Origin of the sequence: Vibrio tubiashii, from assembly GCF_028551255.1 — a bacterium.
Classification (GTDB): Bacteria; Pseudomonadota; Gammaproteobacteria; order Enterobacterales; family Vibrionaceae; genus Vibrio; species Vibrio tubiashii_B.
In genome coordinates this window covers 1,679,135-1,691,975 of record NZ_CP117029.1, presented here as the reverse complement: position 1 = coordinate 1,691,975, position 12,841 = coordinate 1,679,135, and the positions used below count along the sequence as shown (strand labels likewise).

Genomic DNA, 12,841 nt, shown 5'->3' with positions numbered 1-12,841 from the left:
AGAAACTCACCTCACAGGCAAATTGTTGAGATTGATTCCTTGCGTTGAAGGAATGGAGTTGCGGTAAGTAGGTAGCCTCCTTTCTTTGTTAATAAATCTTGCATCATTTCCGGCTCGGGTAGATGAAATGTACAGTGAACATTTGCGCCTTCTACCAAGTCATTTTCACAAATATCCATGAATGATTGAAAAGAGCGGCATATAAGCGTGTTGGCCATTCTTGTTTCTCCTGCGTCTCTTTGTATGTACGGGGTAATTCTGAAAGGAAACAGTTAAGTAGGGTATTTAATTAACGTTATTTATACGTGAGGGGGGAAGCTGAAATGATGATTGATAAGGCACCCCAGTTAGATGACAAATATTTAATCTTGAGTTTAGAAAGGTGTTAGCTCCTTTGATTAATCTAATTCCGAACTTAACCAACAGCAGGAATAAGATTATGAAAAAACTTACTACACTTAGCATCTTGATTGGCAGCATGATTGGCTTTAGCGCTATGGCGAACTCCATGGAAGATTCAAACAAAGCTAATCTTCTGCCTACTATGAGCGCAGAAAAAGCGCTTAGTCAGATTAAAACGCTCAGCCCTGCTAGCTATGATTCTATTGAATTGATTGAACAAGAAGATGGTCGGTTTCTCTACGTTGCCACTGCAAAGCAACAAGCAGAGCAAGACACCATTTTCTTTGATGCAACAAGCGGTAAAGACGTTACCCAAACGATTCAAAAAGTTAACTTTTCACTTCAAGAGGTCCTTGCGCAAGTTGGTAAGACGCATCAAGGGCTCATTGTCTCAGCGCATTCGGATTTAGTGCCAGAACTGGGAACCATCTACATGGTTGAGCTCAAAGAAAGTTACGATGAGCCTCTATCAACCTTGCTCGTTATTGACGCTAAAACATTAAAAGTGATTGATACTGAAAAGGTCGATATGCAAGAGATGTTTTTCAATGATGAGGGCAATATCGAGTTTGAATTTGGTATGTATGAAGAAAACTTCTACGACAATGCGCATTCTATTAACGCTGCCAATGACTTAGAATTGCTAGAAGTTGGTCCACAACAACAATCTTAAATGTCATGCAGCTAGGCTGGTCGCTCGGAGTTTGAGTTATGAAAATTTTATTAGTAGAAGATAACGTAGAACAATCGCGTTTTCTGAGTCATAGCTTAGAGCAATCCGGGCACCAGACTGATCGAGCCGAGAACGGAAAGTTGGGTTTGATTTGTGCTTTGCAAAATGACTACGACGTTATTATTTGCGATCGCATGATGCCTGAAATGGATGGTCTTCAGATGATTCAGGCGCTAAGAGCGGGTGGTAACCAAACCCCTGTATTGGTGCTCAGCGCATTGGATAGCGTTGAGGAGCGCGTTAAAGGACTAAGAAGTGGGGGAGACGACTACTTAGTTAAACCTTACGCTTATACCGAGTTGCTGGCGAGAATAGAAGTGCTGGCACGAAGACCAAGTGAATCGCAATCTCAAGCAAACAACACCGAGCTAAAGCTAGATTCTCTCTCTTTAGATACATATACCCGAAAGGCAAAGCGGGGAGAGGTAGACATAGTTCTCAACACTCGTGAATATCAAATTTTACTCTATTTAATGGAAAATAAAGGCCGCATCGTGACACGAACTATGCTGCTGGAGAAAGTTTGGAATCATCATTTTGATCCGCAAACCAATGTCATTGATGTCCATATTAGTCGATTACGAAAGAAAATTGATCTTGATGGTTACAAGCCGCTATTGCACACCGTGAGAGGGGCTGGCTACGTCATGGAGGACCGCTCGTGAATTGGCTAAATGATCCTTTCCGCCGTTTTCTAAACTTATATGCCATGCTAGTCGTGGCGGCGATTGTGTTGCTGATCGTGATGCGTACCAGTATCTATGCCTGGTTCATTGATAATAGTGTTTTGCCCATTGTGGCTTCTGAAGCTAACTACGTGTATGAGCTATGGGAAGAGTTGGGCCCAGAGGAAACCAAGAAGGTTCTGCGAGCCGATCACGAGGCTATCTTTAGCTACGTTTTCAAAGAGCATATCACAGACCAAGAATTGAAAAAGCTAGATGCCTATGAATCTACTGGAGACATGGAATTTGGGATTGAATTTTATGTTCAGGAGAATGAAGAGTCTGATTACGTCAGCGTTGAGACTTACCTTCCCGAAGGGGATGGATGGCGGACACTAGAAGTTCGAGTAGAAGATGCCTTCTTTACTCAACAAACCCAGCTGATTAATGGGATCATTTACGCAGTTGGAGCGTTGATGATCGTTGGGTTTGTCATTGCTTACTTCATGATAAACAGCATTAAAACTCGACTGACTGATATAAACGCCGCGAGTAACAGCATAACTAAAGACAACGATTTACATCTTAGAATCCCCAATGAAAACCTAGAAGGGCCGCTGTCAGAGACCATTTCAGAACTGAATATGATGTTAGATCGCCTTGCACAGTCGACAGAGATGACTAAGCAGCAAGCAAACAACATTGCGCATGACTTAAGAACTCCGCTTACGTCGATTTATCATCGAATTCAGCAACTTTCTGAGAGTCACTCAGAGCTTGAAGAAGTAGAGCAAATGGTAGCAAATCTTCTTAATACCTTTAATCAGCTGCTGCGAATAAGCCGACTTGAGTTCAATGGAGAACAGATAACTAAAAGTGCTGTCAATCTTCAACAGTTAGTCGAGTGCGCGGCAGAACTGTACGAGCCTGTTCTAGAAGACAATAAGTTAAACCTAGAGTTGAACATTGATCCGAAACACCAAATTAAAGCCAGCCAAGAATTAATGATGCAGGTAGTGTCCAATTTGATCGATAACGCCTGTAAGTTCAATCAAGCGGGCAACACGATTCGAATCTCTTCAGCAGAGAAAGCAGACAGTGTAGAAATTACCGTAGCGGATCAAAGTGGCGGAGTAGGAGAAAAAGAATTAACCCACCTATGCCAAAAATTCTACCGCAGCGACAGTAGCAGAAATACAGAAGGCAATGGGCTCGGGTTAAGTTTAGTCGCAGCTGCCACCAAGAGAATGGGAGGCACCTTAGAGCTAAGGGATGAGTATCTATATGAGAAGGTCGGTCTTTCAGTCACACTGAAGTTTCCAAAAGTCTAGCTATTGATTTAGGAAGTTATAGATATAACAAAGCCCGCTTGAAGCGGGCTTTGCGATCGTCCTGAAGGACTAAATTTGGTGGGTCCGGGCGAACTCGAATCGCCGACCCCTACCATGTCAAGGTAGTACTCTAACCAACTGAGCTACGGACCCAAATTTATGTTCTTTGCAACTGAATGCTTTAAGGAGTGGTGGGTCCGGGCGAACTCGAATCGCCGACCCCTACCATGTCAAGGTAGTACTCTAACCAACTGAGCTACGGACCCATTCCTTAAGAACGAGAGGGATGTTACCGAGAGTTATTCAATCGTGCAAGCGCATTTTCTTCGATTTTTACTCGTTTGCTTTATAACTAATCGAATTGTTGTTGTTTTACGCATTGCCAGTTAAAAAATGTGCATTAAATCACGTACATATCTCGGCCCGTTATCGGCTATTGTCCTCGACCATCAAACATAACCACGATGGTTTTCGTGATAATGCTCATATCCATGCTTAACCATGACTTCATTGAGCACAATGAAAGTGCGTAACTATGGTCATAGCCAACTTTTCTACGAACATCATCAATACAAGTATCGTAACCTTGGTTTACTTGCGCTAACCCTGTGATCCCAGGCATGACACCGTAAGTTCTGTCAGCAAAGTAAGGGATTGCATTCTCAAGTTTGCTGTAAAAGCTTGGTCGTTCTGGACGAGGGCCAATTAATGACATTTCACCCATAACCACATTAAACAACTGAGGAATCTCATCTAGGCGCGTTTTACGTAGGAAGCGTCCAACTGGGGTGATTCTTGGATCGTTTTCTGTCGCCCATACAGCACCAGTGCGTTGCTCGGCATCTTGATACATGGTGCGAAACTTAATGATTTCAAAAAACACCATCTTTTCTGGTGTTGATTTACCGACTCTCAATTGCTTGTAAAAAACAGGACCAGGAGAGCTTAGTTTTATCGCCAGTGCGATAAAAGGCATGACTGGAGAAAGCAGTAACAAGCCAAATAGCGCGCCAAATAGGTCAAACAGACGTTTTGCTAACCAAATTGAAATGTGTGTTGATACGTTGCTCATAATAATCTCCTTATTGGCCTACGCGAGACCATTTTCCTGATTCAAGACCGAATAGGTAACGCATACCACCGATGAAATTTGCACAGTGACCTGCAACGATATAAAGCAGCAGTTTGCAGGCTTTATGACTAAAAATGTGTGGCAATTGATGACTAAGTACTGCTAGTGAATAGAGCGCGATTTGGGCGATCAATGCTGCCATGAAGAGCGGGTTGTCCATCATGACAATTGAACTGATTAAGCAGAAGATCAGTAGGTAAGGGGTGATGAGTCTTAACCCTTTTCCAGAAAAGAATGCAAACGCAACGCCTTTGTACTTTGGTAAAAACATTTCACAAAGTTCGATAGCTTGTTGCATGTTACCTGCGGAAATACGCAGTCTTCTGCTAAAGTCGTCTTTTTCGTTTGTTGCCTCCATCTCTAGTGCAACCATCTGAGGCTCATACTCTGCGACGTAACCTTTACGCACGATCGACATAGGAATCATAAAGTCATCATTGATAGTGTCCGTGCTCATTGATTCAAACAGGTGAGTTCTAAACAGGTAGAAAGCTCCGTGTGCGCCTAGAGTAGAACCTAAGGTCGCTTCGCGCATCTTGAGTTTACTCTGATATTGCCAATAGCATGCTTCGCCTTCATTACCCGGTTTGAACAGCTGGTAGTGGCCATTGACCACGCCAACCTGTTCATTATGAAAATGTTTGTTGGCAACCCATAATGCATCAATTGAAATGAGAGCTGAAACATCGCTCAACGCAGTAATGTCACTTGTGATGGTCTTCATTTGTTCGTTGACGACCGCAACTTTGCCACGATTGGATTCGAAGGCTCTGATCTCGAAGTGAGTATCTGAACAAATTGCTTCTTGAATGGTTTGCTCCGCTATTGAGACAGTGTTGTCAGTACAGCCATCGCAGGCAATGATGACCTTGTATTTGTTTTTTGGATAATCGAGCGAAGACAGATTACGAATTTTGTCTGCGATCCATTGCTCCTCATTGAATGCGGGAACCAAAATCGTGATGGTTGCGCAAGCTCTGTCCCCTTTAATACTTTTGAATCCACGACTACGGTGATCTATCGTTTTAAAAGGGTGCTGCTTCGAGTACCAAGAAAGCAGCGCTGGGTAGCCAACATGGTGATAGATAACCAAAAGGCAGCTGACAACAAATAGAATCGTGAGTAGTAAATCGATCATGCGCTTTTCTCCTCTGCCAACATTTCATAAGCTCTCATCATGTCTCTGATGTCATTGTTGTGAAGTACAAAGTCACGCGGAGAGTCGTTGTGGTGTAGCTCAAGGGCAGTGAGGACACTAGAAGCGAGTGCTTGCGGGTTTTCACTCTCAAATAGGCTCCCTGTAATTGGGCAGAGTGTCTCACCTGTGGCTCCCACGTTACTTGCCAAAGTGACAATGTCACATGATTGGGCCTCTAATGTTGAAAGTGGGAAGCCTTCACTACGTGAGGGAAGGCAGAACAGATCCAATGCTTGATAGAATCGAACCATGTCATCGACAAGACCTAAAAAGGTGACTCTATGGCTCATGCCAAGTTCCTTCACTTGTGCTTCGAGCTTTTTCCTTTGGCTGCCTTCACCTGCAATCACTAGTTCAATGTGATTCGGCAGTAGGGTCATCGCATCAATCAGCACGTCATGACCTTTTACTTTCTCAAGGCGTCCAGCGCTACCAATAATCGTGCTGCCCACAGGAAGCCCAACAACTTGGCGAGCCAGATGTTTAGAGCCAGTTGTGAACTGCTCACAATCGATGCCGTTTTTAATCACCGTCACGTCTTTATAGTCGAAGTGACGGTGAATTTGCTCTCTGACTAAAGCCGCATCGGCAACAATACTTGGTTTCGCTATTTTTAAAGCAAAGCCTTGTAGAGAGCGATGTTTCTCGTTAGACAAATGCCATGCGTCGTGTTCAGTGTGGATTCTCGCCTTAACACCTGCAAGTCTTGCGGCTATCGAGCCATAAAGGATTGGTCCAATATGATGAGTATGGACAACGCTAGGTTTGAGTGTGCGGAATAATCTGAACAGCTGAACCAATGTTTTAACACTGTATCCCGATGGTTTGTTCAAGAAGATAAGTTGGTTCTTTACGGCTTCAAGTTTGGACCATTTTGAGATGGATTCTTGTTTAGTCCCTTCTAGGCTAATGATGAGCACTTTCTGCTGTGGGTTAGAAAATGCAAGCATATTGAGAGCTAGCGCCTCTAGACCACCAGGAGAGAGGTGTTGGACCACATGGATGATTGTTTTGCAAGGTGTGCTCATACTAGCTCCTAAACGAATAATTCCTTTAAGTTAGTAAGAGCACATAGTGTGCCAGATTTTAAGTGCTTATATTTCAGTGTGTTATGTGTTTTCTGGGTAAGTTCTCAACCTGATAATCAAATTGAAAATCTTTATGATTGATAAGGCTTAATCTTAGGGGCAACGGATTCGAGGTATATGAGTAATCACAGGCGCATTTGTGATCACCTCAATCTCTTCTTTACGTCTAATCGAAGAGTCAAACAGCTCTATAAGGATTGCGACGCCTGCACCCAATCCGATGCCAGCAACGAATCCAGCGATGACAAATACAATCGCAGGAAGGTTAGCAGGTCGACTCGGAGTATAAGGAAGGTCAATAATTTTGACTCGTTTATTTTGCTCGAATACACCTAACGATCCGGTTAGTTGCGCCATCTCGTAACGTTGAATCAATTCATCGTAGAGCTGACGTTTAATTTCCGCATTTCTCACTAGGCGGTGCATGGTTTTCGCGTTGTCCCCAAAGCGATTAGCTTCCTGTTCCAATCGAGCGATCATTTCTTTGAGACTTTTAGTCTCCTCAGTCAATGATTCATAGCGGCCACGAACTAATTGCAAACTTTGGAGTTGGGTTACCAGTAAAGGCTGTACTTCACCAAGGTCTTTGAGCTTGTTGCTGCTAGCGATGTCCCATAGCTGATCACTACTGATGTTCGGTTGTTCCATTTGTAGCAAGATAGAACGCTCATTCTCCAAGCGTCGTAACTCGCGTTCTTTACCTTGAACGGCACTGTGGCTTTCGGTGTACTTTGCTTTAAGAAGCGTCAGCTGGCTGCGAATCTCGATGATCTGATCTTCAATTTTACCGACCACTGGATTTGTTTTAGATAGTTGCTGATCGAGCGAGCCTAAGCTTCGTTCTACACCCGCAAGCTCGGCTTTTTTCTCCGCGTAGCTTTGTTTCAAAGAAGCAAGCCTACCTAGTGCTTGGCTTTGCATTTCTGGCGTGACGGAAGCGTAGCGATTTTTGAAGTCGGCAAGCTCATTCTCGGCAATATCCAGCTCTTCTCTGCGCTTTTCAATATGAATCTTCAGGAACTCAGATGAATCTTCAATCGAAGAGCGTTCAGGAGCAAGCAGCTGCTCTATAAAGTGCTCGCTAATCGACTCCAACAGCTCTTTCATCCCTGCTGGATTAGGAGCCGTTAACGAAATTTTTAGAAAATCCTTACCGGGCTGAGTCACAGTAAGGCTGCTTGAGAGTTTACTTATGATGTAATCTCGCTCAGCAGGAGCCATCGTATCATCGATCAAACCATGCTCTTTCGCGACAGCCGTTAATACGTGACGACTTTTAAGCAAGGTGCTGAGCGCATTGAGTCGCTCTTTTAGCATCGTTGATACAGCGATGTCCTCTAGGAAAGGGTTCATCTTCGCCGTTTCCTGTATCAGCATAGAAGTATGCGACACGTAATTTGTTGGTGCGACTTTTCCAATGAAGTAGCCAACAAAAGGAAGGATGAGAATAGGTACTACGATTACGTAGCGCTGTCGCCATGCTGAGTTGAGTATGACGATGAACCTCATTTTTAGCTCATTCATAATGACTCCAACATACTATTAAGCTTAACTGTACGAGCATCCCAGCTTTCCGATGCAAGAGATTGCTGCTCACCAATGCTTGAATCTAAATCTAGGCCATTTAAGGCGTCCGTAAACTGCTGAGCGTTAGTCACTACTTTGACTTGCTCTCTATATGGAGAAAGTGCAGGGAAGGGCGTCGCAATAACCGAGCTTCCTGCTGCTAAATACTCAAGCAGTTTTAACGGACTGCATGAGGCGATTTGCCCATTAGATCTAAATGGCAATAGGCTAACATCCCAATGTTGGCTGTAACCTGGCAGTTCACTATGAGGTTTTGGGCCAAGGTAGTGAACGTTAGGCAATTTTGGCAAAGGATTAGACGGCAGTTCCAATGGGCCGATAAACGCGAACTGCCAAGTTGGATTGGCTAAGCAAACTTGCTCAATAAGTTCGTAATCTAACCAGTTAGACAAACTGCCATAGAAACCAGCAATTTTATTTTCTGCTGAAGGTAAGTCGATGGCACGACTCACTGGAGTGCTGAACAGATGCGTATCGACCCCATGAGGAAGATAATGTGTTTTAGACTGAGGGAATTTAGTCAGTAGTTTTGCACTCGCCGCGAGAATTAAATCTGCATGTTCGACAAGTTTGCTTTCGTGCGTTGCCACTACGTCGTGGTCAACACCTGCAAGAGATGAAAAATCATCGCCACAATAATAAACAATGGCAGATTCACCCAGTGTTCCACACAGATCAGCAGTCGTTGGAAGCGAACTCCATAAGATGGGCTTGTTTAACCCAAGCTTCTTAATCACGGGTTTCAACTGAGAGCAGATCATCGTTTTCGCTATTTGACGTGCAAACCAAGAACGAGGTGCTGGAATCGTTTTTAGGTTAACGACACTGATATTCGACGGTTGTTCGTTATCGCGACTAAAGCCCCCCTTACTTCTACCTAATAGCTTGTTGGCTGCTCGCTTGAAATCGTGCATCGTCAGTTTTGGTTGACGCAGGCCAATCGAATTTACCCACAGTACTTTACGCTGCTTAGCCAAACGAGTTACTAGGTGTTGAGTACTTGATGGCAAACCGCCAAAGTCTTCACCGAAAACAATAAGATCACGCATGACGGTTTTCCTCATTACTAGTTGAAGAGTCAGCAAGCGAACGAATTACTCTTGCTGGATTACCCGCTGCTACCACATAGGGAGGGAGATCCTTGGTAACGACGCTTCCGGTGCCAACGATAGTGCCTTCACCAATAGTGACATTTGGGCAAACCGTCACGTTTGTACCAAGCCATACGTCGTTTTCGAGGATGATATCGCCGACGTCGCAATCTAGATCTCCAAAACCTTTTGCCCGCATAGCCGCATCTAAAGAGTGACCCGAATAGCCGAAGATAAAAGCTCGACCAGCAATACGAACATTGTCACCAATTACGATTTTATGGCCGATTGCGAATGTGCTTTGCCAGCCAATATCAACATTGCTACCAACAATGAGCTGAGGATTGTTAGATTGAGGTCGAGCACTAAAAGTAGTTTGTCCTGAAATACGACAATCATCGCCTAAGGAGATAGTTAAGGGACCAGAGATAAAAGGCACACCACCAAACAGGTAAAGTCCTCTACCGTATTTTGATAGTCGCCCTTTAAAGGCGGGAGTGTGTACTGAAACACGCAGAAGGTTTCCCCAAACAGAGCTGAATGCAGAATAGAGTAGACCAACAAACTTGTTAAACAGCTTGGGTGTTGGAATATCGCATGCACGAATTGCTTTCAAAATGAGAAACAATTTGCGATACGCAGGATTCTCATTGTGTTGTAGCCAAACTTTGAAGTGGTTTAATTGCTGAGCCAACATGATTACGTCCCTTACATTTGAATTATGCAGAGACTGTTTCACGTAACGTGCCAAAATATAAATTAAGTAAAAACAATGAGATAAGTTTGGTTATTCTTTCGTCTTGTTAAGATTCTCAAATTGAGAACGTTTTTGAGCAATTCTTGAGATGGCAATACATAACGCAGCAAGTATGTAAATTGGCCAGGTAAAGCCTTGAGTCAGGAAGGTACCAGACACAACCGTACCTATCACGCCTGCATAGACGGCTAGCGCCGTGGCAGTCAGATACGGAGAGACAGAGTCCTTTAACTCAGTGAGAATCGAAAGTGTTTGCCTACTGGTTTTAATCAATGAAATGATGATGCCGATGAAAACGATCAGGCCAAGGAAGCCCATCTCTGCCAGAACACCAAACCATGTACTGTGTACAGCGTGGTTGAGCCCGTCCCAATGAGAGCTGTAGTAGTAATAGTTTGAGTAGAAGTTATTAAGACCAACACCGCTGAAGGGATTATCCAATGCCATCTTGAATGCTGCTTCCCACGCATACAGACGCCCCATTGCGGACGCATCGATACCTTCTTCTGCAGCACCACCTGATTGACGATCTGAAATACCAGCGACCGCAAATAAAACTGCTAAACCAATGACTCCGATGAAAATGAGTAGTGATTTTGAGCGGATGAGACGCAGACCGAAAATACCAAATACGGCGACTGAACCTAATAGCCCGCCACGACTTTGAGTCGCGATGACAGCTGCCATTGCGAGGACAAGCCCTAGGATTCCAAGAATGCGTGAAAAGCCAATCCCTTTAGTCGTTGCGAAGCTAATAGCGAACGCAAGAGGAAACATCAACACGAGCGACAGATCATTTGGGTCACCAAGAACAGATCCAAGTTGGCGACCTATGGTAACCCGAGTGCCTTCCACCAATCCGATGCCTGCTGACGAATTATATAATGCTACGACGGCAATGAGTCCGCCAGCCAAAATAATCAGCGTCGCTATTTTACGAACGGCGTCTTCTGTATTAACCAGCCAGGCGATTGCCAGTGTCATGACAATGATTTTCCAGTAGATATTCTTAAAGTAGGTAATGGCGATACCGGGATTTGATGAGAGTACAACGCCAATAACCACTAGCCCCCAAAACAGGGCTAACCACGTCATACTTGGGTGCCAGAACGTTTGTAACTGTCGGCTTACCAATGTATGCCACATGAGTGCAGAAAGAGCGCCCAATGAGAGCAATAGTGGGATCTTGAGCGAGTAGAGAACTGGAATAGCTTCATGAATGCGAAAGAAAGAAAACAAAACGAATAAGCTAACAAGCCAAAATGTTTGATTGAGTACAAACAGAGCACCTAACGGAACAAAACATAAGACCAACACAATCGCAGGGTGAGGCACCACGTACCATAGCATTGCTAATCCAAAGCTAAGCAATGTCATGAACAAGATTGGCGCAGCTCTGTTAACACTAGCTTGGTTCACACTGTTCATAGTGATTTACCAAGGTAGTTATTGAAGGTATGAGTTAAGCTCTTCAAAGAAACCCCCGAGATCAATTTAAAGCGAATTGCAAAAGCAACGACACCTAAGGGTTGAAGAAGCAACATTAATGCCGAAACTTCTATATTTTGGTGGTAACGGCTGGTTAAAAGAAATAGTGCAGTCAGCGTCAGAAGGGCAAAAATGTTGCTCGACGGATAAGCGAGGTAGTGCGCTTGTTGACTAAACCAAATAGTGAGAGCGAAACGGCAAAGCTGCCCAGCAATCAGTCCCCAAAGTATCGCCTCTATACCTGACTCTATGGAAGCGAAGCAAACGATGAAGGCTAAAACTGTTGATGTAACGTTGATATATAACAGTTGAGTGGTATTTTTCTTGTACAAAATACCGAAGTTCGTCAGCTCAACGAGCTCCTTGAAAAGCATCATAGTAATGGTCATACCTACCAAAGCAACCGCGGGTTGGTAGGATTCGGGTAGGGCGATTGTAATAAAAATTTGGCTTAACCAAGCGGCGGTAACCGAAATGACGCACAACAATACCGCGCCTTGCGTCGTGACATTGGCGACGTAACCGGCGCCTTTGTTGTCCATTGCCTCAAATCTTTTTGGCATCCACCACATATGGAAAGGTTGAATTAGGATGCCGACAGCCAACGCAAACTTAGCTGCGATAGCATACATACCCAAAGTTTCTAAGTTTGTTGCTCCTGCAATCAACCATCTCTCTGCGCCACTTAACCCGAAAGCAACAACCCCAGATAACATTAACGGAGCCGAGTATCGAATGTATCGTTTCATACGATCTTTGTTAGGCAGCATAAGCGGGAAATTGATATAGATATGAAGAAACAGAAACTGTACGAATGTGCAAATGACGTTAAGCGCGAATATCACCGTCACATCAGGCTTATGTAATAACGCAATGATAAGTAATGACACTTGGGCAATAACAGTGCTGACACAAATCTTAAAAAACAACCCTGCCTGATTGTGCAGCCTCAACCACGCTAGACTTATCGCTAAAGGAGCTTCATAGCAGAGGACCAACGCCATAAATAGGACTTGTTCATGAGTGATCGAATCTGCTTTGAAAGGCAATAAGTAGTAACCTATGAGCAACAAAGCGCTAAGAGACATAGAGAGAAGAAGTGTTGCGCTGTACAGTTGAGATGCTTTTCTCTTTCTAACGACTTTACTACTGACCGTGCCGATAAAGCGATAAAGATTTTCATGCATGGCGAGACCGACGATGAGGCTGAAAAACACGGTCGTGACGCCTAGTAGCTCTAAGTGACCGATTTGAGATGGCGATAAGTAGTGTGCCATCAAAGGCAATGTGAACAGGGATACACCTTTAATTAAGAACAAGCTGACGGCGTATAGGCTAATGCTTTTAATATGTTCTGTGTTCATAGCGA

At 44.0% G+C, this 12,841-nt stretch carries 11 protein-coding genes and 2 tRNA genes; 3 read left to right on the top strand and 10 right to left on the bottom strand.

Going from position 1 to position 12,841, the window contains the following annotated elements; all coding sequences use genetic code 11:
• The first annotated feature begins 439 nt into the window (after positions 1-439).
• The 3 genes from LYZ37_RS07770 to LYZ37_RS07760 are packed head-to-tail and all read left to right on the top strand — an operon-like array spanning position 440 to position 3,131.
• Positions 440-1,075 carry a hypothetical protein gene (locus LYZ37_RS07770; RefSeq protein WP_272785050.1) on the top strand — a complete coding sequence of 212 codons (636 nt, stop codon included), beginning with the start codon at positions 440-442 and terminating at the stop codon, positions 1,073-1,075.
• A 38-nt stretch (positions 1,076-1,113) separates the two neighbouring features.
• Positions 1,114-1,800: a response regulator transcription factor gene (locus LYZ37_RS07765; RefSeq protein WP_272785049.1), complete on the top strand. Its 687-nt coding sequence runs from the start codon at positions 1,114-1,116 to the stop codon at positions 1,798-1,800.
• The gene (locus LYZ37_RS07760; protein WP_272785048.1) at positions 1,797-3,131 is read left to right on the top strand and encodes a sensor histidine kinase; all 1,335 of its coding nucleotides are present in this window, start codon (positions 1,797-1,799) and stop codon (positions 3,129-3,131) included. Before LYZ37_RS07765 ends, LYZ37_RS07760 begins: the two co-directional genes overlap by 4 nt.
• 76 nt (positions 3,132-3,207) lie before the next feature.
• On the opposite strand, the gene LYZ37_RS07755 is transcribed toward LYZ37_RS07760, so the two are convergent.
• The 10 genes from LYZ37_RS07755 to LYZ37_RS07710 form a co-directional block, all read right to left on the bottom strand.
• Positions 3,208-3,284: transfer RNA gene (locus LYZ37_RS07755), tRNA-Val, on the bottom strand.
• Positions 3,285-3,320: 36 nt separating this feature from the next.
• Positions 3,321-3,397: transfer RNA gene (locus LYZ37_RS07750), tRNA-Val, on the bottom strand.
• 167 nt (positions 3,398-3,564) lie between these two features.
• Entirely contained in the window at positions 3,565-4,203 is a 639-nt protein-coding gene (locus LYZ37_RS07745) for a sugar transferase (protein WP_004745150.1), read from the bottom strand.
• A 10-nt stretch (positions 4,204-4,213) separates the two neighbouring features.
• Positions 4,214-5,401 carry a glycosyltransferase family 2 protein gene (locus LYZ37_RS07740; protein ID WP_272785047.1) on the bottom strand — a complete coding sequence of 396 codons (1,188 nt, stop codon included), beginning with the start codon at positions 5,399-5,401 and terminating at the stop codon, positions 4,214-4,216.
• Positions 5,398-6,489: a glycosyltransferase gene (locus tag LYZ37_RS07735; protein WP_272785046.1), complete on the bottom strand. Its 1,092-nt coding sequence runs from the start codon at positions 6,487-6,489 to the stop codon at positions 5,398-5,400. The genes LYZ37_RS07740 and LYZ37_RS07735 overlap by 4 nt, the downstream gene beginning before the upstream one ends.
• A 153-nt stretch (positions 6,490-6,642) precedes the next feature.
• Positions 6,643-8,073 carry a GumC family protein gene (locus LYZ37_RS07730; protein WP_272785045.1) on the bottom strand — a complete coding sequence of 477 codons (1,431 nt, stop codon included), beginning with the start codon at positions 8,071-8,073 and terminating at the stop codon, positions 6,643-6,645.
• Positions 8,070-9,185, bottom strand: coding sequence for a glycosyltransferase (locus LYZ37_RS07725; RefSeq protein WP_272785044.1), 1,116 nt, complete (start codon positions 9,183-9,185; stop codon positions 8,070-8,072). The genes LYZ37_RS07730 and LYZ37_RS07725 overlap by 4 nt, the downstream gene beginning before the upstream one ends.
• Positions 9,178-9,924, bottom strand: a complete 747-nt coding sequence (locus tag LYZ37_RS07720; protein ID WP_272785043.1) for an acyltransferase — start codon at positions 9,922-9,924, stop codon at positions 9,178-9,180. Before LYZ37_RS07720 ends, LYZ37_RS07725 begins: the two co-directional genes overlap by 8 nt.
• A gap of 90 nt (positions 9,925-10,014) precedes the next feature.
• Positions 10,015-11,361, bottom strand: a complete 1,347-nt coding sequence (locus LYZ37_RS07715; RefSeq protein WP_272787152.1) for an O-antigen ligase family protein — start codon at positions 11,359-11,361, stop codon at positions 10,015-10,017.
• Positions 11,362-11,408: 47 nt separating this feature from the next.
• Entirely contained in the window at positions 11,409-12,836 is a 1,428-nt protein-coding gene (locus LYZ37_RS07710; protein WP_272785042.1) for a lipopolysaccharide biosynthesis protein, read from the bottom strand.
• Positions 12,837-12,841: the final 5 nt, after the last annotated feature.

What these genes read in the sequence shown, in the direction of transcription:
- LYZ37_RS07770 (WP_272785050.1), top strand. Translation starts at nt 440, where the DNA reads ATGAAAAAACTTACTACACTTAGCATCTTGATTGGCAGCATGATTGGC.
- LYZ37_RS07765 (WP_272785049.1), top strand. Translation starts at nt 1,114, where the DNA reads ATGAAAATTTTATTAGTAGAAGATAACGTAGAACAATCGCGTTTTCTG.
- LYZ37_RS07745 (WP_004745150.1), bottom strand. Translation starts at nt 4,203, where the DNA reads ATGAGCAACGTATCAACACACATTTCAATTTGGTTAGCAAAACGTCTG.
- LYZ37_RS07740 (WP_272785047.1), bottom strand. Translation starts at nt 5,401, where the DNA reads ATGATCGATTTACTACTCACGATTCTATTTGTTGTCAGCTGCCTTTTG.
- LYZ37_RS07735 (WP_272785046.1), bottom strand. Translation starts at nt 6,489, where the DNA reads ATGAGCACACCTTGCAAAACAATCATCCATGTGGTCCAACACCTCTCT.
- LYZ37_RS07730 (WP_272785045.1), bottom strand. Translation starts at nt 8,073, where the DNA reads ATGAATGAGCTAAAAATGAGGTTCATCGTCATACTCAACTCAGCATGG.
- LYZ37_RS07725 (WP_272785044.1), bottom strand. Translation starts at nt 9,185, where the DNA reads ATGCGTGATCTTATTGTTTTCGGTGAAGACTTTGGCGGTTTGCCATCA.
- LYZ37_RS07720 (WP_272785043.1), bottom strand. Translation starts at nt 9,924, where the DNA reads ATGTTGGCTCAGCAATTAAACCACTTCAAAGTTTGGCTACAACACAAT.
- LYZ37_RS07715 (WP_272787152.1), bottom strand. Translation starts at nt 11,361, where the DNA reads ATGACATTGCTTAGCTTTGGATTAGCAATGCTATGGTACGTGGTGCCT.
- LYZ37_RS07710 (WP_272785042.1), bottom strand. Translation starts at nt 12,836, where the DNA reads ATGAACACAGAACATATTAAAAGCATTAGCCTATACGCCGTCAGCTTG.